The sequence below is a fragment of the Methylocystis sp. genome, from assembly GCF_051061225.1.
GTDB lineage: Bacteria > Pseudomonadota > Alphaproteobacteria > Rhizobiales > Beijerinckiaceae > Methylocystis.
In genome coordinates, this window is sequence record NZ_JBPFEB010000068.1 from 63,324 (window position 1) to 80,854 (window position 17,531).

Below are 17,531 nucleotides of genomic sequence, written 5' to 3' on the forward strand. Positions count from 1 at the left end.
TCGCGACAGGATGTGACCGATGGCCAGTTTCGACAATGCGCCGCTCGCGCGTCACGCCATGGCCTATGTTCTCGCCGGCGGCCGTGGCTCGCGGCTGATGGAGCTGACCGACCGGCGCGCCAAGCCCGCCGTCTATTTCGGCGGCAAGTCGCGCATCATCGACTTCGCCCTGTCCAACGCGCTCAATTCCGGCATTCGCCGCATCGCCGTCGCCACGCAATACAAGGCGCACAGTCTCATCCGCCATTTGCAGCGCGGCTGGAGCTTCTTTCGCACCGAGCGCAATGAAAGCTTCGACATTCTGCCGGCGAGCCAGCGCGTCTCGGAGGACCACTGGTATCTCGGCACGGCCGACGCGGTTTACCAGAACATCGACATCGTCGAGAGCTACGACCCGCGATACATCGTGCTGCTCGCGGGCGATCACGTCTACAAGATGGATTACGAGCACATGCTCCAACAGCATGTGGAGCAGGGTGCGGACGTCACCGTCGGCTGTCTGGACGTGCCTCGATCCGAGGCGTCGGGCTTCGGCGTGATGCATGTCGACCATGCGGACCGCATCGTCGCCTTCTACGAAAAGCCCGCCGATCCGCCGGCCATGCCCGGTCACCCCGAGCGCTCGCTCGTGAGCATGGGCATCTATGTCTTCGAGGCCAAGTTCCTTTACGACCAGTTGCGCCGCGACGCGGAGGACCCCAATTCGTCGCATGATTTCGGCAAGGACATCATTCCGCACATCGTAAAGCACGGCAAGGCGGTGGCGCATCACTTCTCGCGCTCCTGCGTGCGCGCGGCGAGCGAGCGGCACGCCTATTGGCGCGACGTCGGCACGGTGGACGCCTATTGGGCCGCCAACATCGATCTGACCGATTTCGTCCCGCAGCTCGATCTCTACGACCGCAACTGGCCGATCTGGACCTATGCGGAGATCACGCCGCCGGCGAAATTCGTTCACGATCAGGTGGGGCGGCGCGGACAGGCGCTGTCCTCTCTCGTGTCCGGCGGCTGCATCGTCTCGGGCTCGACGCTGCGGCGTTCGCTGCTGTTTACGGGCGTTCGCGTCAATTCCTACGCCACGGTGGAAAACGCGGTCATCCTCCCTTATGTCGACGTCGGCCGCTCGTCGCGGCTGACGAATGTCGTCGTCGATCGCGGCGTGCGCATTCCGCAGGGGCTCGTGGTCGGCGAAGACCCGGATTTCGACGCCGCGCGCTTCCGCCGCACCGAACAGGGCGTTTGCCTCATCACCCAGCCGATGATCGACAGGCTTGCGACATGACGCTGCGCGTTCTCGCCGTCGCCTCGGAGATGAGCCCACTGGTGAAGACCGGCGGGCTCGCCGATGTCGTCGGCGCCCTGCCCGCGGCGCTCGCGCCCGAAGGCGTCGAGACGCGGACGCTGCTTCCCGGCTACCCGGCCGTGATGGCGGCGCTGGGCCACGGCGAGACCGTTCTCACCGACGACGATCTCTTCGGCGGCCCCGCCTGGGTGCAGCACAGCCGCGTCGGCGACGCCAGCGTTTACGCGCTCGTCGCGCCGCATCTTTATGCGCGCGAGGGCGGACTTTACACCGACGCCGATGGCGTCGATTATCAGGACAACGCCTTTCGCTTCGGCGCGCTCGCCTGGGTCGGCGCGCGGATCGCGCAGGGCGCGCTCGATGATTTCGCGCCCGACGCGCTGCACGCGCATGACTGGCAGGCCGCGCTCGCGCCCGCCTATCTGCATTACAGCGACCGAGCGCGTCCCGCGACCATCGTGACGGTGCACAACATCGCCTTTCAGGGGCAGTTCGCGCGCGACCTGCTCGCGTCCCTGCGCCTGCCGCCCGAGTCCTTCCACATGGACGGCGTCGAATATTACGGCGCCATCGGCTTTCTGAAAGCCGGCCTGCAACTCAGCGACCGCATCACCACCGTCTCGCCGAGCTACGCGCTGGAAATCGAAACCAGCGACTTCGGCATGGGACTGGACGGCCTGTTGCGCGCGCGCGCCGCCGTCGTGAGCGGCATTCTCAACGGCGTCGATGAAAGCGTGTGGAGCCCCGCGACGGACGCCCTGATCGAGGCGCGCTACGACGCCTCGACGCTCGATGCGCGCGCGCAGAACCGGCTGGCGCTGCAAAGGCGCCTGCGTCTCGATGGCGATCCTGAAGCGTTTCTGCTTGGCGTCGTCAGCCGCCTGTCCTGGCAGAAAGGCCATGACATGCTGCTCGCCAATCTGCCGGCGCTGATGGCGCGCAACATCCAGCTCGCCGTTCTCGGCGCGGGCGAGAAACATCTGGAGGAGAGCTTTCTCGCCGCGCAGGACGCCTATCCCGGCCGCGTCGGCGTGAAGATCGGCTACAGCGAGGAACTCGCCCATCTCATTCAGGCGGGCGTCGACGCCTTTCTGGTTCCGTCGCGATTCGAACCCTGCGGCCTGACGCAGCTCTACGCCTTGCGCTACGGCGCCACGCCCATCGTCGCGCGCGTCGGAGGTCTGAAGGACACGATCATCGACGCCAATGAAATGGCGGTGCAGGCGGGCGTGGCGACCGGCGTGCAGTTCTCGCCGCCGACGGCGGAAGCGTTCGCGCTGGCGCTGCGGCATGCGGAGACGCTTTTCAGGGACAAGGCGACATGGCGCAGCTTGCAGGCGAACGGCATGCGGACGGATGTCTCCTGGCGTCATCCCGCGCGACATTACGCGGCGCTCTATCGCGAGGCCGTCGCGGCGCGCGGATGATTGCGCCGTCCCCTCTCCCGCGCAAGACGTTTGGGGAGGGGGCATGAACCGCGTCACGACAGGCCACGCCGAACCGCTCGGCGTCACGCTCGACGAGACCGGCGCCAATGTCGCGGTCTTCTCGGCGCATGCGGATGAAATCCACCTCTGCCTCTTCGACGAAAGCGATCGCGAAACGGACAGAATATGTCTTGCGCGGGATGGCGACGTCTTTCACGCTCATGTCGAAGGATTGACCGAAGGCGCCCGCTACGGCTTTCGCGCCTGGGGTCCCGACGCGCCAGGCCATCGCTTCAACGGCGCGAAACTTCTCGTCGACCCTTATGCGCTGGCGCTGGACCGGCCGCTCCGCCTGCATCCCAGTCAATTCGCCCATGGCGAAACCGCCGGCGCGGACAGCGCGCCCTTTGTCGCCAAATCGGTGATGACGCGCCCGGCGACGGCGGCGTCCCGCCGCCCGCGCATCCCCTGGGCCGACACGGTTATCTATGAACTTCACGTGAAGGGGTTCACCGCGACGCATCCGGATGCGCCGCCGCAGGCGCGCGGAACATTCCGGGGCCTCGCGCATGAAGCGCCCCTCGCGCATCTGAAACGGCTCGGCGTGACCACGATCGAGCTTCTGCCCTGCGCCGCCTGGATCGACGAGCGCCATCTGCCGCCGCTGGGTCTCACCAATTACTGGGGCTACAACCCGATCGCGCCGATGGCGCCCGATCCGCGTCTGGCGCCGGGCGGCTGGCGGGAGGTGCGCGACGCCGTCGCCGCGCTGCACGACGCCGGGCTCGAAGTCATTCTCGACGTCGTCTTCAACCACACTGGCGAGAGCGACGAATTCGGACCGACGCTTTCGCTGCGCGGCCTCGACAACGCGAGCTATTACCGTCTTGCGGACGACCCCGCGCGCTATGTGAACGACGCGGGCTGCGGCAATACGCTTGCGCTCGACCGCGCCCCCGCCCTGCGGCTCGCGACCGACGCGCTGCGCGCCTGGGCGCTTTACGGCGGCGTCGACGGCTTTCGCTTCGATCTGGCGACGACGCTGGCGCGCCGCTCCCGCGGCTTCGATCCCGACGCGCCGTTCCTCGCGGCGCTGCGGCAGGACCCCGTGCTGCGTGACTTGAAACTCATCGCCGAGCCTTGGGACCTCGGCCCCGGCGGCTATCAGCTCGGCCGATTTCCTTCGCCCTTCGCCGAATGGAACGACCGCTATCGCGACAGCGTCCGTCGCTTCTGGCGCGGCGACGCGGCGGGCGTTTCGGAGCTGGCGACGCGCGTCGCCGGCTCACAGGATGTCTTCGCCCGGCGCGCGCCGTCAAAAAGCGTCAATTTCGTCGTCGCGCATGACGGCTTCACCCTGCGCGATCTCGTCTCCTGCGAACGCAAACACAATGAGGCGAATGGCGAGGACAATCGCGACGGGACGAGCGACAATCTGTCCTGGAACAACGGCGTCGAAGGCGAGACCGATAATCCGACGGTCCGCGCCGCCCGCGCGCGCGACCAGCGCAATCTCCTCGCCACGCTGTTCTTCTCGCGCGGCACGCCCATGCTGGCGATGGGCGCCGAACTCGGCCACACGCAGAAGGGCAACAACAACGCCTATGCGCAGGACAATGAAACGGGCTGGCTCGACTGGGCCAGCGCCGACCTCTCGCTGATCGAGACCTGCGCGCAAGCGATCGCGCTGCGCCGCGCGCATGGCGCCTTGCGGGACGACCGTTTTCTCGACGGCGAGGCGCATGACGACGCGCTCATCCCCGACGTGCAATGGCTGCGTCCCGATGGCGCGCCGATGCGGGAAGAGGAGTGGCGCCAGGGCGGCGCGACGACGCTGATCGCGGCGCTTCATGCGCAGGGGGAGCGCGTTCTCCTCATCCTGCATCGTGGAGAGAACCCGCAACTGGTCGCGCCGCCCGCGCGTGAGGGGTTTGCATGGCGCCTCGCCTTCGACGCTTCGCAGGGAGAGGCGCGGCGTGACGGCGCATGGATCGTCGTTCCGCCGAGAAGCGTGTTGCTCCTCGTCGAAGAGACGCGCGCCGGTTCCTCTGCGTCGCCCGCCGTCGACGACGCGCTGCTCGCGCAACTGGCGGAGGGCGCCGGCGTCGCGACCCAGTGGCGCGATGTGGACGGCGCGGACCATCAGGTTCCGCGCGACACGCTGATCGGCCTTCTCACGGGGCTTGGCCTTGCGGCGCAGACGCGCGCGGACGCCCGCGACAGTCTCGCCGCGCTCGTGGCGGCCCGCGACCACCGGGCGCTCCCGCAATACGTCGTCACGGCGGAGCATGAGGCGGCGACACTGCGTCTCCCTGCGAAGGACGGGCGCGCCCCGACGCGCCTGTTTCTGACCGATGAAGCGGGGCGCGAGAGCGTGATCGCCCTGGGCTTGCAGCCCTGCGGCTGGCGCGGCGTAGATGGGCGCGTCGCTCGCGGCTGGCGCGCGCAACTGCCGCCGCTTGCAAGCGGACGCTACCGCCTGCGGGCGGAGACCGGCGAAACCGGCGCGCTCGTCGTCGCCCCACGGCGATGTTGGGACGCCGGCCAGGGCAGGGCCTTCGGTCTCGCCGCGCAACTCTATGCGCTGCGCCGCGACGGCGATCAGGGGATCGGCGACTTCACCACCCTCGCGCGGCTCGCGCGCCAGAGCGCGGAGGCCGGCGCGGCGCTTCTCGCCATCAATCCGCTGCATGCGCTTTTCCCGCAGGATCGCACGCGGGCGAGCCCCTATTATCCCTCCGACCGGCGCTTTCTCGACCCGCTCTATCTCGACCTCTCGGACCTCCCCGGCGCGCCCGTCGACGAAGCGGCGGCGCGTATGCTGCGTGAGGCCCCGGCGGTCGATTACCCGGCCGTGCAGGCGCTGAAGGGAGTGGCCTTCGAAACGGCTTTCGCAGCTTTCGACGATCTCGCCCGGCGCCAGCCGGACGCGACGCCGGTCGTCGCCTTCGAGGATTTTTGCGAAAGCGGCGGCGAGGCGCTGCACCGCTTCGCGCTGTTCGAGACGATCAGCGAAAAACGGCGCGGCGCGCGCTGGCGCGACTGGCCGCCAGCCCTGCGCGACGCCGAGCCCGGGGCGCTCGCCTGTTTCGCCCGCGCCCATGAGACGCGGCTGCGCTTCCATCAGTTCCTGCAATGGCAGGCGGAGCGGCAGCTCCACGCGGCCGCGACGGCGGGATGCGCCATCTGCCGCGATCTCGCCGTGGGCGCCGCGCCCGACGGCGCCGAGAGCTGGCGCATGGCGGGGGATCTGATCGGCGGCTTCTCCATCGGCGCGCCGCCCGACGCCTTCAGCCGCGACGGGCAGAACTGGGGCCTGCCCGCCCCCAATCCGCTGGCGGTCGAAGCCGACGGCGGCGGCGGCTTCGCGGAGCTCCTGCGCGCGAACATGCGCCACGCCGGCGCCTTGCGCATCGATCACGTGATGGGGCTCGCGCGGCTCTTCCTCGTCCCGCAGGGCGAGCCGGCCTCGGCCGGCGCTTATGTCTCCTATCCGCTCGACCTCATGCTCGCCAATCTGACGCTCGAAAGCGCGCGCGCCGGCTGCATGGTCGTGGGCGAGGATCTCGGCACCCTGCCCTGGGGCTTTCGCGACCGGCTCGCCGCCGCCAATGTGCTCAGCTATCGGGTGCTGTGGTTCGAGCGCGCGGGCCAGGGCTTCGTCCGCCCCGACGATTATCCGTCCGGCGCCATGGCCTGCGTCTCCACTCATGATCTCCCCACGCTCGCCGGCTGGTGGGAGGCGGCGGACGTCGCCGAAAAGGTGGCGCTCGGCCTTCTCACGCCCGAAAGCGGCGCCGTCGAGCGCGTGGCGCGCGAGGCCGACAAGCGGGCTCTGCTGGACGCGCTGCGTCGCGAAGGGCTGATCGGCGCGGCGGAGCCGGCCGACCCCTTCGACGACGCGCTGGCGCTGGCGCTGCACGCCTTCGTGGCGCGAACGCCCTCCGCCCTCGCCATGGCGCAGCTCGACGACCTCGCCGGAGAGACGGCGGCGGTCAATCTCCCCGGCACCGACCGCGAGCGCGACAACTGGCGCCGCAAGCTCGCCGTCCCGGTCGAGACCCTGTTCGAGGCGCCCCGCGCGCGGGCGATCCTCGCTGGCCTTCGCCGCATTCTGGACGAGATTCAGGCGGCATATTTCAAGCTCGCGCAGAAGGACAAAGGCTTCGGATGAGAGCGGCGGCGGAGCGTTTCCGGGCAAGCGACGGGCGAAAACGCGCCATTGGCTGGCTCGCCGTCGCGTCGACGCTCGCCGCGGCGTCGGTGACGCGGGCCGAGGAAAAGCCGGCGACCCCGCCCGAGCCGAACGATCTGTCGATCAAGCGGCTGGAATTGCGCGGCGTCGAGGACGTCATCGGCGAGACGGCGGCCCGCCGGCGACGGCTCGAAAACGAGATGGCCAATCACGCCGCCATCCGCGAGACTCTCAACCGGACGCTGATCGACGCGACCGGCCGGCTGCAGGACACGGAAGCGCGCACGGCCGCCATCGAGGCCCGGCTGGCGACGCTCACGGCGGACGAGAAGAAAATCACCGATTCCCTGGAGAGCCGACGCGCGCTGATCGTCGAGGTGCTGATGGTTCTCCAGCGCATGGGCCGCCGTCCGCCGCCGGCGCTCCTGGCTCGGCCGCAGGATATTCTCGAGGCCCTGCGCGCCTCGCTGGCGCTTGGCGACCTGCTCCCGCAGATGCGGGTCGAAGTGCAGACGCTGCAACGCGATCTCGCCGAACTCGTGCGGCTCCGGGAGGGCGCGCGCGACGAGCAGGCGCGGCTGGTCAAGGAAAAAGCCGCGCTCGCCGAGCAGCGCGACCGGCTGGGTGAGCTCATCGCCTCCCGCCAGCAGGCCCTCGCCGAGGCGCAGAGCGCCTTGCAGGCGGAAACGGAACACGCCGAAAGACTCGCCCGCCAGGCGACGAGCCTGAAGGAGCTGGTCTCACGCATGGAGGCGGAGAGCGAAGCGGCCAGCAAGGCCGCCGCCGCCGCCCGCAAGGCCGACGAGGACCGCGTCGCGGCGCAGGCCAGGCTGGACGAGGCCGATCGTCAGAAGGCGCTGGCCGCCCCCTTCCGGGACGCCGCCCGCCTCGCGCCGGCCGTCTCCTTCGCCGATCTCAAGGGCAAGCTGAATTTTCCGGTGGCGGGCGAGGTGCTCAGGCGCTACGGCGCGCCGGATGGCTTCGGCGGCGCCGAAAAGGCCTATTTCATCGGCGCGCGCGACAAGGGCGTCGTGGTCGCGCCCTGCGACGGATGGATCGCCTTTTCAGGACCTTACAGAAGCTTCGGACAACTCTTGATCATTAACGCGGGCGGCGGTTATTATGTGGTCCTGGCCGGCATGAACCGCTCCAATGTGAACGTCGGACAATTCGTCCTGGCGGGAGAGCCGGTGGCCAGCATGGGAGACGGGCCCGCGCAAACGGCGGCGGCCATCGCGATCGGCGCGAAGCAACCCATTTTATATGTCGAGTTCCGCAAGGACGGAGCCTCGATCGACTCGGGCCCATGGTGGGCAAGGTCAGACAGTCGGAAGGTCGGCGGATGATTCGCAAAACTGCACTACTCGCTACCGGCATCGCCATCGGAGCCGGTTGCGCGACGCTTGGCCAGCAGGCGCGCGCCCTGATCGGCACGCCCGCGGCCGCGGCCACCGCCGACACCTACAAGTTCCTCAGCCTGTTCGGCGACGTCTTCGACAAGGTCCGCGCCGACTATGTCGAGAAGCCGGACGAGCAGAAGCTCGTCGAAAACGCCATCAACGGCATGCTGACCTCGCTGGACCCGCATTCCAGCTACCTCGACGCCAAGGGCTTCAAGGACATGCGGACCCAGACCGAGGGCAAGTTCGGCGGGCTGGGCATCGAGGTCACGCAGGAAGACGGCCTCGTGAAGGTCGTCACCCCCATCGACGACACGCCCGCCTCGCGCGCCGGCGTCATGTCGGGCGATCTCATCGGCGCGATCGACGACGAGAGCGTGCAGGGCATGACGCTCAATCAGGCCGTCGACAAGATGCGCGGCGCCATCAACACGCCGGTCAAGCTGACCATCTATCGCGGCAAGGACAAGGACAAGATCGAGGTCAAGCTGACCCGCGCCGAGATCCACATCAAGTCGGTGCGCTCGCGCAAGCAGGACGACGACATCGCCTATGTCCGCATCTCCCAGTTCAACGAGGAGACGGCGGACGGCCTGCGCAACGCGATGGCGAAGCTCACCCAGGAAATCCCGGCCGACAAGTTCAAGGGCTACATCATCGACCTGCGCAACAATCCGGGCGGCCTGCTCGACCAGTCGATCCAGGTGGTCAACGCCTTCGTCGACAAGGGCGAGATCGTGTCGACGCGCGGCCGCAACGCGGACGAGACGCAGCGCTACAACGCCCGTCCGGGCGATCTCTCGAAGGGCAAGCCGGTCGTCGTGCTGATCAATGGCGGCTCGGCCTCGGCCTCCGAGATCGTCGCCGGCGCGCTGCAGGACCACAAGCGCGCGACGCTCATCGGCACGCGCTCCTTCGGCAAGGGCTCGGTGCAGACCATCATTCCGCTCGGCGGCGCCAGCGGCGCGCTGCGCCTCACCACCGCGCGCTACTACACCCCCTCGGGCCGCTCGATTCAGGCCAAGGGCATCGACCCCGACATGATCATCCTTCAGGACGTTCCGGACGAGCTGAAGGGCAAGGACGACACCAAGGGCGAGGCCTCGCTGAAGGGTCACCTCAAGAACGGCGAGGACGAGAAGAGCGGTTCGCAGGCTTACGTGCCGCCGGACGAGAAGAAGGACAAGCAGCTCATCGCCGCCGTCGACCTTCTCCACGGCAAGCCGAAGGCCCAGATCATCGCCGAGCAGTCCAAGGACGTCGCCAAGGACGCGACGAAGCCCGCGACCAAGGCCAACTGAGAACGCCGATCGTGAGCTCATCCCTCCCCTTTACGGGGAGGGTGGCCCCGCCTGAAGGGCGGGGTCGGGTGGGGTAGAGCCGCAAAGACGCTATAGCGGCGCGGACCCCCACCCGGCGGTCTTCGACCGCCGGCTTCCCTGCACAAGGGGGAGGGTTGAGCGGCTCGCGCCAATGGCGCAAATGGCTTTCACGGGCGCCGCTTTCAGCGGCGTCCGTTTTCGTTTATCAGGTCCAAGATGCCGAATATCCTCGACTACGCCAATCCGACGCGCTTTCTCACCTTCGCGCGCATCGTCCTGCCCTGGCTTTCGGGACTGACGCTCGCGCTGCTGGCGGTTGGGCTCTATGGCGCCTTCACCGCGCCGCCCGACTATCAGCAGGGCGAGACGGTGCGGATCATGTACATCCATGTGCCCTCGGCCTGGCTCGCCATCTTCGCCTATGTGGCGATGACCTCCGCGTCGCTCGGCGTGCTGGTGTGGAAACATCCGCTGGCCGACGCGGCGCAGAAGACCGCCGCCTCGCTCGGCGCCGCCTTCACCTTCGTCTGTCTCGTCACCGGCTCGCTATGGGGCAAGCCGATGTGGGGAACCTATTGGGTCTGGGACGCGCGCCTCACCTCCATGCTGGTGCTGTTCCTGCTCTATCTCGGCCTCATCGCCGTGCGGCAGACGATGGACGACACGCCGCGCGGCGCGCGCGTCGCCTCGATCATGACCCTCGTGGGCGCGATCGACATTCCGATCATCAAATATTCGGTCGACTGGTGGAACACGCTGCATCAGCCGGCCTCGGTGTTCCGCATCGGCGGCCCGACGATTTCGGGCTCCATGCTGTGGCCGCTGCTGGTCATGGCGCTGGCGGCGACGCTGCTGTTCCTGACCCTGCATATCATGGCCATCCGCAATGAAATCCTGCGCCGCCGCCTGGCGCGCCTGACGCTTCAGGCGCTTCACGACGACGCGCGGGACAAAGGCCCCTCGCCCTCCAGCTTCGAGGCCGCGCAATGACGTCCCACGCCAGCTTCGTCGCGCTCGCCTACGCCATCGCCTTTCTCACCATCGGCGGCGTCGCGGCGCGCATCCTTCTCGATTACCGCCGCCTGCGGGCGGAACTGGCGCGCTTCGGCGGCAAGGGCCAGGATGGCGGAGGCGCCGCGTGAGCGAAGTGTCCGAGCCGCGGCGCTCGCCGCTGCGTTTTCTGCCGCTCGTCGTCTTCGGCCTGCTCGCGGCGGTGTTTCTGGCGCGCCTCTTCGGCGGCGACGCCTCGCGCATCCCCTCGGCGCTCATTGGCAAGCCGGCGCCGGACTTCGACCTGCCGCCGCTCGCCGGGCTCGGGGCGCAGGGGATGTCGACCGCCGATCTGCGCAAGGGCCATGTCAGCGTGATCAATATTTTCGCGAGCTGGTGCGCCCCCTGCCGGCAGGAGCATCCGGTGCTGATGTCGCTTGCGAAGGACGAGGCGCTGAAAGGGCTCGGCGTGGAGCTCTATGGCCTCTCCTACAAGGACGAGGCGGCCAATGCGCTCAATTTCCTGCAAGGGGAGGGCAACCCCTTCCAGCGCGTCGGCGTCGATCCGGCCGGCCAAACCGCCATCGACTTCGGCGTCTATGGCGTGCCCGAGACCTTCGTGGTGAAGGGCGACGGGACCATCGCCTATAAATTCATCGGTCCGCTCACGCCCTCGGCCGCGGCGACGACGCTCGTCCCCGAGATCAGGAAGGCGATGGGCCGGTAAGTGCGAGACAGGCGCGGGCCAGTCTCCGCGTCATCCGGCCTTCAAAAACAGCCCGACCGTCAGCGCCGAGCCGACGGCGATGATGAAGAGGCGCAGCAGCTTCTCGTCGATGACGTGAATGAGACGCGCGCCGATCACGCCGCCCAGGGTCGCCCCGGCGCCCGAGACCAGCGCCTGCGGCCAATGCAGATCCGGCGAAAACAGGAAGATCGCCACGGCGGAGGCGTTCATCACCCCGGCCAGCAGGTTTTTGGTGTTGCTGGCGACGCGCACCGCCTGACCCGCCATGGTGAGCGCGGCGACCATGAGAAAGCCCGCGCCGCCGCCGAAATAGCCGCCATAGACAGCAATGCCGAACTGAGTGGCGCCGACGCCCCTCGGGCTCAGATGGCCGTGCGTCCCGCCCGGTTTGCGGAAAAAGCTCCCCCAGGCGAACAGGCCGGTGGCGAACAGCACCAGCCAGGGCACGAGATGCGCGAAGAGTCCGCGCGGCGTGGCGAGCAGGATCACCGCGCCGATGGCGCCGCCGATGACGCTGATGACGAACAGCCAGCGCAGCGTCACCCCGCCCACGCCCGCCGCATGCCGCCGGCCGGTCCAGCCGGTCGCGATCTGGGCGGGAAACAGCGCCACGCAGGAGGTCACATTGGCGGCGAGGGCGTCCATGCCGGTGACCATCAGGGTGGGCAGGGTGAGAAACGAGCCGCCGCCGGCGAGCGCGTTCTGGACGCCGGCCCACAGGGAGACGGCGAATAGCAGAAGGTAAGCCATGCGCGCCTATCTCAGGTCGCGCCGGGATTGGCAAGCGCCGGCGTCAGTGCGCCGCCGCCCGCGTCTCCTTTTCGAGCCCCGCCGCAATCAGCCGCACCAGCGTGTCGAGTTCGGCGTCGAGCGTCTCGGGCGGCGTCGCGGCGATCTTCTGCTCCAGGCCGAGAGCGACGACGCCATGCACCGCCGAGAACAGCGTGCGGGCCAGCCGCGCCCGGGCCGCGGCGTCACGATCGGGCATGAGGCTCCCGAGCGGCCCCTCGAGGCGGGAGAAAAGCTGGTTGCGCGCGTCGGCGTACCATTCCGGCACAGGCGCGCCGCCGGAGAGGCGATGCTCGAACAGCGCCCGCCAGCTCGGCTCGTCCCGCCGTGCGAAATTCAGATAGGCGCGGGCGAGCGCCTGCAGCGCCTGCGCCGGCGGCGCGGCGGTGACCGCCGTGTCCAGCGCGTCCCCGAGCCTTTGCAAGGTCGAGAGATTGACCCGCAGGATCAGCTCGTCGAGGTCGTCGAAGGCCGTGTAGATCGCCCCAAGGGCGCATCCCGCTTCCGAGGCCAGATCGCGCGCCTTCAGACCCGACAGGCCCCGGGCGGCGATCGAGTGGCGCGCGACGTCGAGCAGACGCTCACGCAGTTTCGTCCGGCGTTGCGCGCCGGCCTCCGTCCTGGTCTCGCTCACCGCATCATCCTCAAAGACGCGCGCGAGGACGCCGGGGCGCCCATCGCGGGTCGTGACGTCCGTTCATCCGACAAACCGCTCAGGAGCCGCGACGGTTCCCGTTTCCGCCCGGCGGTAAAGCATGGACTAGAACGCTGTTCAAGTTCCATGTTGAACTTTGTTCAAAATGGGCCTAGAGACAGAAGCGTGCTGAACATTGTTCAGAGACTTGCACGCGGGAGGAGCCAATGCTGAAAACCATCGTCACGCTCGTTCGGGGGCGGGTCTTCGAGGCGCAGGAGCGCCTCGTCGACCAGAGCGCCCTGACCCTTCTCGATCAACAGATGCGGGACTCGGCGGTCGCCGTGGCGCGGGCCAAGAAGGCGCTCGCGCGCGCCTTCGCGCAGGATCAGGCGGAAGGGCGCAAGCTGTCCGCCGCCCGCGCCGAAATCGCCGCGCTCGAAGGGCGCGCGGTCGAGGCGCTCAGGGCGGGCCGGGCCGATCTCGCCGAAAGGGCCGCCGAAACCATCGCCGCCCACGAAGCGGAGGCGCTGTCCGAAGCCGAGGCGACGCTCGCGCGGCTGCGCGAAAAACAGGTGGAAGCCTGCGCGGCGGAAGCGGCCCTCGACGCCCTTGACGCCGAGACCGCGCCGGAGAGCCTCAACGACATGCTCGCGGCGGCCGGCTTCGGCCCGCCGCTCAAGCCGCGCGCCGCCGACGTGCTGGCGCGGCTGAAGGAAAAGGCCGGCGCGCCGGCCTGATCACGGCCTCTCCTCCCAAACCTCGAAAGGAACCGACACATGTCCGCTCAGCCGATCAAGCATTCGCCTGCATTCGTGACCTTCTCCTATGTCTCCTTCGGGATTGCGGCCACGATGGTGGCGGGGGGCGTCTTCGTCATGCCCATCGATTTCTGGATGAAGGGTTTCCTGCTCATGGGCATGGTCATGCTGATCCAGTCCTGCATCATCCTGACCAAGACCATCCGCGACAATGTCGAAGCCGAAAAGCTTCTGAACCGGATCGAGGACGCCCGCGCCGAGCGGCTTCTGATGGACGTCGCGAAATCCGGCGCCTGAGTCCATTCCTTGCCACGGGCCGGCGTTTTGACCCATCCTTAATCAACTCTGGCCGACTCTCGCCGGCCCGCCCGATTCGGAAAACACCCGTCATGTCGCAGTCGCTTCTGACCACGCGCCGTTTCGCGCCCCTGTTCTGGCGCCAGTTCTTCGCGGCCTTCAACGACAATTTCCTCAAGAACGCGCTAGTGTTGCTGATCCTCGCGCGGATCGGCGGCGCCGAGGGCGCCTCGCTGGTCACGCTCGCGGGCGCCATCTTCATCGCGCCCTTCTTCCTGCTTTCGGGACTGGCGGGCGAGATGGCCGACAAATTCGACAAGGCGGCGGTCGCCCGCGGGCTGAGCGTCGCGGAAATCGGCGTCGCCGGCCTCTCGGCCGCGGGCTTCTATTTTGAAAATATCCCGACCCTCTTCGCGGCGCTGGCCTTGTTCGGCGTGACGGGCGCGCTGTTCGGCCCCGTCAAATACGGCATTCTGCCGGATCATCTGACGCGCGAGGAGCTTCCTGCCGGCAACGCTCTTGTCGAAAGCGCGACCTTCTTCGCCATTCTCTCCGGCACCATCGCCGGCGGTTTCGCCATGCAGACGCATGACCTGACGCTGGGCGCCCTCGCCTTCGTCGGCGGGATCATGACGGTGGCGCTCGCAAGCTGCGCCGCCGCCTGGCTGATTCCCGCGACGCCCCGCGCCGCGCCCGATCTGCGCGTCGACCCCAACATCCTGCGCTCGACCTTCAAGCTGCTGAAGGCGCTGCGCGCGGCGCCGGCGCTGCGGCGGCTCACTGCTGTGACGAGCCTGTTCTGGCTCTACGGCTCCATCGCCATGTCGCTGATGCCGCCGCTCGTCACCCACTCCCTGCATGGCGCGGAAAGCGTCGTCACGCTGCATCTGGCGATCTTCGCCGTCGCCATCGGCGCGGGCTCGGGTCTGGCCGCCTTTCTGCTGAAAGGCCGCATCGTCCTGCTGCCGGCGGCCGTCGGCGCCCTGCTCGTCGCCGCCGCCGCCGTGGACCTCGGCCTTGCGGAGCTGTGGCGCCCGGCGGGGGAGAGCGCCGGCCATCTCGACATCGCCGCCTATTTCGCCGAGCCCGGCGCGCTGCGCGCCGCGATCGACCTCGCGATCCTCGCGCTGGCGGGCGGACTGATGATCGTGCCCTCTTTCGCCGCCATTCAGGCGCAAAGCCCCGCCGATCAGCGCGCCCGCACCGTGGCGGCGGTCAATGTGCACAATTCCGCCTTCATGGCGCTCGGCGGCGCCGGCGTCGCCTTCCTGCAGAGCAAGGGCGTGACGCTCGCCGAGCTTTTCCTCGGCATGGGCGCGGTCGCCTTTCTGTCGGCGATCTGGATTCGCGCCGCCGTGGTGACCAATCCGCTGCTCGACCTCCTCTCCATCTTCTTTCGCGCCTTTTACCGGCTCGACGTGAAGGGCCTCGAAAACTTCGAGCGCGCGGGCCCGAACCCCATCGTCGCGCTCAACCATGTCAGCTTCCTCGACGCCGCGCTCATCCTGTCGGTCCTGCCGAGGGAGCCGGTCTTCGCCATCGATTCGGGGATTTCCAAACGGTGGTGGGTGAAGCCTTTCCTGCGCTTCACCCGCGCCATCCCGCTCGATCCGACGAAGCCCATGGGCACGCGCACGCTGGTCAACGCCGTGAAGGCGGGCGACCCGCTGGTGATCTTCCCCGAGGGGCGCCTCACCGTCACCGGAAGCCTGATGAAGGTCTATGACGGCGCCGGGTTGATCGCGGAGAAATCCGGCGCGCTCGTCGTTCCGGTCAAGATCGACGGCCCCGAGTCGACCATGTTCTCGCGCCTCACCCGCGACCAGGCGCGCCGCCGCTGGTTTCCCAAATTCACGCTCACGATTCAGGAGCCGACGCGCCTCGTGGTCGACGACGCGCTGAAAGGCAAGGCGCGGCGCATGGCGGCGGGCGCGGCGCTCTATCAGATCATGTCCGATCTCATCTTCCGCACCACGCCGACGGACGAGACCATCTTCGAGGCGGTCGTGCGCGCCGCCGAGAAGCACGGGCTGTCGCGGGTCGCGCTCGAAGATCCGCTTTCGGGGCCCCTCGCCTATCGCCGCCTCCTTATCGGCGCCCGCGCGCTGGCCGAAAAGATCGCGAAAACGGGCGCGCCGGGCGAGATCGTCGGCGTGATGCTGCCCAACGCCAATGTCGCCGGCGTGACCTTCCTCGCCGCCATCTCGGCCGGGCGCGTGCCCGCGATGATCAATTTCACCGCCGGCGCCACGAATATTCTCTCGGGCTGCGAGGCCGCGCGCATCACGACGATCCTGACCTCGAGAAGCTTCATCGAGAAAGGCAAGCTCGACAAGCTCGCCGCCGCCCTGGGCGAGCGGACGACCCTCGTCTATCTCGAAGACATGCGCGCCAGCGTCGGCTTTTTCGACAGGCTGCGCGCCGCGCGCGCCTTCAGGAGAGCCGTCGCGCCCCGCAAGCCGGACGACATGGCGGCCATCCTGTTCACCTCCGGCTCGGAAGGCGCGCCCAAGGGCGTCGCGCTGTCGCACCGGAACATGCTCGCCAACGCCGCCCAGGCGGCGGCGCGCATCGACTTCGGCCGCGCCGACAAGGTTTTCAACGTGCTGCCGGTGTTCCACAGCTTCGGGCTGACCATCGGCTTCATGCTGCCGCTGATCTCCGGCGTGCCGGTCTATTTCTATCCCTCGCCGCTGCATTACCGGATCGTGCCGGAGCTCATCTACGGGACGAACGCCACCATCTTCTTCGGCACCGACACATTTCTGGCGGGCTATGCGCGCAGCGCCCACGCCTACGACTTCCGCTCGATCCGCTATGTCGTGGCGGGCGCGGAGCCGGTGAAACAGGCGACCCGCGAAATCTGGTGCGAGAAGTTCGGCGTTCGCGTTCTCGAAGGCTATGGCGTCACCGAGACGGCGCCGGTGCTGGCGCTCAACACGCCCATGTTCAACAAGTTCGGCACGGTCGGCCGGCTCATGCCGGGCGTCGAGCACAAGCTCGAACACGTTCCGGGCGTCGAGGAGGGCGGCCGGCTTCTGGTGCGGGGGCCGAATGTGATGATGGGCTATCTCAAGGCCGATCGCCCCGGCGAGCTTCAGCCGCCGCCGGACGGTTGGTACGACACCGGCGACATCGTCACGATCGACGCCGAAGGCTTCGTCACCATCAAGGGCCGCGCCAAGCGCTTCGCCAAGGTCGGCGGCGAGATGGTCTCGCTCGCGGCGGTGGAGCAGCTCGCGGCAGAGCTCTGGCCGAACGCCCTGTCGGCCGCCGCGACGGAAGTCGATCCGCGCAAGGGCGAGCGGATCGTGCTCGTCACGCAGCAGAAGAACGCAACGCGCGCGGAGTTCATGGCCTATGCGAAATCGAAGGGCGCCTCCGATCTGTCGATTCCGGCGGAAGTGCTCTACGTCGAACGCGTGCCGCTGCTGGGCTCGGGCAAAATCGACTTCGGCGCGGTGACGAGACTGGTGCGGGAGCGCAACCGCTATCTCGGCGGCGGGCCCCGCCTGCCGAACGGCGTGCTGGGGCGGATCGACGGGAGCGCGACGCCGATTTCGGGATGAGCCGCTTCCGCGGCTGTGGCAAACCTTGGCGACGCAGCAAGTATCCGGACCGTGGATTGCGACAGGCGCGGATCAGCGGGGGGAGACGCTGATCGA

Annotated in this window: 13 protein-coding genes; 11 read left to right on the plus strand and 2 right to left on the minus strand. The window is 68.3% G+C overall.

What is annotated here, in order from left to right; genetic code table 11:
• Positions 1-19 precede the first annotated feature (19 nt).
• The 8 genes from glgC to ACR652_RS12900 all read left to right on the plus strand — a co-directional run bounded on the left by glgC (position 20) and on the right by ACR652_RS12900 (position 11,364).
• Positions 20-1,282, plus strand: a complete 1,263-nt coding sequence (glgC, locus tag ACR652_RS12865) for a glucose-1-phosphate adenylyltransferase (protein WP_434506884.1) — start codon at positions 20-22, stop codon at positions 1,280-1,282.
• A complete protein-coding gene (gene glgA, locus ACR652_RS12870) occupies positions 1,279-2,730 on the plus strand; it encodes a glycogen synthase GlgA (RefSeq protein WP_434506885.1) in 1,452 nt (483 codons plus the stop codon). The genes glgC and glgA overlap by 4 nt, the downstream gene beginning before the upstream one ends.
• Before the next feature lie 43 nt (positions 2,731-2,773).
• On the plus strand, positions 2,774-6,904 hold the full coding sequence (gene glgX / locus ACR652_RS12875; RefSeq protein ID WP_434506886.1) for a glycogen debranching protein GlgX: 4,131 nt from the start codon (positions 2,774-2,776) through the stop codon (positions 6,902-6,904).
• Complete coding sequence (locus ACR652_RS12880) at positions 6,901-8,271, plus strand: murein hydrolase activator EnvC family protein (RefSeq protein WP_434506887.1); 1,371 nt, start codon at positions 6,901-6,903, stop codon at positions 8,269-8,271. The genes glgX and ACR652_RS12880 overlap by 4 nt, the downstream gene beginning before the upstream one ends.
• Positions 8,268-9,626: a S41 family peptidase gene (locus ACR652_RS12885; RefSeq protein WP_434506888.1), complete on the plus strand. Its 1,359-nt coding sequence runs from the start codon at positions 8,268-8,270 to the stop codon at positions 9,624-9,626. Before ACR652_RS12880 ends, ACR652_RS12885 begins: the two co-directional genes overlap by 4 nt.
• A 237-nt stretch (positions 9,627-9,863) precedes the next feature.
• Complete coding sequence (locus tag ACR652_RS12890; protein WP_434506889.1) at positions 9,864-10,637, plus strand: heme ABC transporter permease; 774 nt, start codon at positions 9,864-9,866, stop codon at positions 10,635-10,637.
• On the plus strand, positions 10,634-10,789 hold the full coding sequence (gene ccmD / locus ACR652_RS12895) for a heme exporter protein CcmD (RefSeq protein WP_434506890.1): 156 nt from the start codon (positions 10,634-10,636) through the stop codon (positions 10,787-10,789). Before ACR652_RS12890 ends, ccmD begins: the two co-directional genes overlap by 4 nt.
• Positions 10,786-11,364, plus strand: coding sequence for a DsbE family thiol:disulfide interchange protein (locus ACR652_RS12900; protein WP_434506891.1), 579 nt, complete (start codon positions 10,786-10,788; stop codon positions 11,362-11,364). Before ccmD ends, ACR652_RS12900 begins: the two co-directional genes overlap by 4 nt.
• Positions 11,365-11,394: 30 nt before the next feature.
• On the opposite strand, the gene ACR652_RS12905 is transcribed toward ACR652_RS12900, so the two are convergent.
• Both ACR652_RS12905 and ACR652_RS12910 read right to left on the minus strand, forming a co-directional pair.
• Positions 11,395-12,135, minus strand: a complete 741-nt coding sequence (locus tag ACR652_RS12905; RefSeq protein WP_434506892.1) for a sulfite exporter TauE/SafE family protein — start codon at positions 12,133-12,135, stop codon at positions 11,395-11,397.
• Positions 12,136-12,178: 43 nt separating this feature from the next.
• Positions 12,179-12,808 carry a TetR/AcrR family transcriptional regulator gene (locus ACR652_RS12910; RefSeq protein ID WP_434506893.1) on the minus strand — a complete coding sequence of 210 codons (630 nt, stop codon included), beginning with the start codon at positions 12,806-12,808 and terminating at the stop codon, positions 12,179-12,181.
• A 227-nt stretch (positions 12,809-13,035) separates the two neighbouring features.
• Here ACR652_RS12910 and ACR652_RS12915 point away from each other — a divergent pair, with 227 nt between their 5' ends.
• From ACR652_RS12915 to ACR652_RS12925, 3 genes are all read left to right on the plus strand, one after another.
• A complete protein-coding gene (locus ACR652_RS12915) occupies positions 13,036-13,548 on the plus strand; it encodes a PspA/IM30 family protein (RefSeq protein ID WP_434506894.1) in 513 nt (170 codons plus the stop codon).
• Between the two features lie 39 nt (positions 13,549-13,587).
• Positions 13,588-13,866, plus strand: coding sequence for a YiaA/YiaB family inner membrane protein (locus ACR652_RS12920; protein WP_434506895.1), 279 nt, complete (start codon positions 13,588-13,590; stop codon positions 13,864-13,866).
• A gap of 92 nt (positions 13,867-13,958) precedes the next feature.
• Complete coding sequence (locus ACR652_RS12925) at positions 13,959-17,435, plus strand: acyl-[ACP]--phospholipid O-acyltransferase (RefSeq protein ID WP_434506896.1); 3,477 nt, start codon at positions 13,959-13,961, stop codon at positions 17,433-17,435.
• Positions 17,436-17,531: the final 96 nt, after the last annotated feature.

Bases quoted from the DNA above. Each gene is read 5' to 3' on its own strand.
- ACR652_RS12880 (WP_434506887.1), top strand. From the start codon at position 6,901: ATGAGAGCGGCGGCGGAGCGTTTCCGGGCAAGCGACGGGCGAAAACGC.
- ACR652_RS12920 (WP_434506895.1), top strand. From the start codon at position 13,588: ATGTCCGCTCAGCCGATCAAGCATTCGCCTGCATTCGTGACCTTCTCC.
- ACR652_RS12890 (WP_434506889.1), top strand. From the start codon at position 9,864: ATGCCGAATATCCTCGACTACGCCAATCCGACGCGCTTTCTCACCTTC.
- glgC (WP_434506884.1), top strand. From the start codon at position 20: ATGGCCAGTTTCGACAATGCGCCGCTCGCGCGTCACGCCATGGCCTAT.
- ccmD (WP_434506890.1), top strand. From the start codon at position 10,634: ATGACGTCCCACGCCAGCTTCGTCGCGCTCGCCTACGCCATCGCCTTT.
- ACR652_RS12915 (WP_434506894.1), top strand. From the start codon at position 13,036: ATGCTGAAAACCATCGTCACGCTCGTTCGGGGGCGGGTCTTCGAGGCG.
- ACR652_RS12885 (WP_434506888.1), top strand. From the start codon at position 8,268: ATGATTCGCAAAACTGCACTACTCGCTACCGGCATCGCCATCGGAGCC.
- glgA (WP_434506885.1), top strand. From the start codon at position 1,279: ATGACGCTGCGCGTTCTCGCCGTCGCCTCGGAGATGAGCCCACTGGTG.
- ACR652_RS12925 (WP_434506896.1), top strand. From the start codon at position 13,959: ATGTCGCAGTCGCTTCTGACCACGCGCCGTTTCGCGCCCCTGTTCTGG.
- ACR652_RS12905 (WP_434506892.1), bottom strand. From the start codon at position 12,135: ATGGCTTACCTTCTGCTATTCGCCGTCTCCCTGTGGGCCGGCGTCCAG.
- glgX (WP_434506886.1), top strand. From the start codon at position 2,774: ATGAACCGCGTCACGACAGGCCACGCCGAACCGCTCGGCGTCACGCTC.